We start from the raw sequence: 1,116 nt of genomic DNA on the forward strand, positions 1-1,116 counted from the left end.
ATCCGAAGAGATCAAACTGATGTCGGCCGAAGACCGCTTCGCCTCGCTGAAACCATTGTTCGGCGATCGCATCGGTCTCGTTCACGGCCGCATGAAGGGTGCCGAGAAGGACGAGGCGATGCGCGCCTTCAAGCAGGGCGAGACACGCATCCTGATCGCCACCACCGTCATCGAGGTCGGCGTCGATGTGCCGGACGCCACCGTCATGGTCATCGAGCATGCAGAGCGCTTCGGCCTGGCCCAGTTGCACCAGCTGCGCGGCCGGGTCGGACGCGGTGACAAGCCCTCCTCATGCGTGCTGCTCTACAAGGACCCGCTCGGCGAGACCGCAAAACGCCGGCTGTCGGTGATGCGCGAGACCGAGGATGGGTTCCTGATCGCCGAGGAGGACCTGAAGCTGCGCGGCGAAGGCGAATTGCTGGGCACCCGCCAGTCGGGCACGCCGGGCTTCCAGGTGGCTCGCATCGAGGCGCATGCCGACCTTCTGGAGGCCGCCCGCGACGATGCCAGGCTGATCCTGTCACGCGATCCGGAGCTGCAATCGCAGCGTGGTGAGGCGTTGCGCCTGCTGCTTTACTTGTTCGGTCGCGACGAAGCCGTGCGGCTTCTGCGCGCCGGCTGAGCCAGGGCGGCAACCGAAGGGTTGGCGAGCATCCCTTCGATCGGCTCGCCATTCACGACAACCATTTGCTTTACTTCGGGCGCCACCAGACCGGCGGAGACGATCAGCTTGGCGCCATCCTCGATCGTCATGTCGAGCGGCACGATGTCCGACTTCGGCACATACATCAGGAAGCCCGTGGTCGGGTTTGGCGTGCACGGCATGAATACGGCGATCAGCGGATCGCCTTCCTGGTCGAGCTTCTGGTTGATCTCGGTTTCCTTTTCACTGGCGACGAACACCAGCGACCACACGCCCTTGCGCGGATATTCGACCAGCCCGACCTGGCGGAACATGTCACCCTTGTTCGACAGCACGGTCTCGAAAATCTGTTTCAGCGAGCCGTAGATGCCGCGCACCAGCGGCATGCGGCCAAGCAGGCGCTCGCCGAAATTGACGATGGCGCGGCCGACGATGTTTGCCGTCAGGAAACCGATCAGCGTGATCAGGATAAG

Annotated in this window: 2 protein-coding genes; one reads left to right on the forward strand and one right to left on the reverse strand. The window is 63.5% G+C overall.

Annotated features, from left to right (window positions below; genetic code table 11):
• Positions 1-622, forward strand: a 622-nt coding sequence (locus EN994_RS32530; protein ID WP_281060226.1) for a helicase-related protein, incomplete at its 5' end; no start/stop codon positions are given.
• Here the strand turns inward: EN994_RS32530 and EN994_RS32535 are convergent.
• The coding region (locus EN994_RS32535) for a DUF502 domain-containing protein (protein WP_164746479.1) at positions 574-1,116 on the reverse strand (543 nt) is incomplete at its 5' end. The two genes, EN994_RS32530 and EN994_RS32535, sit on opposite strands and share 49 nt — an antisense overlap.

The organism is Mesorhizobium sp. M7A.F.Ca.CA.002.09.1.1 (genome assembly GCF_003998555.1).
Lineage (GTDB): Bacteria > Pseudomonadota > Alphaproteobacteria > Rhizobiales > Rhizobiaceae > Mesorhizobium > Mesorhizobium ciceri.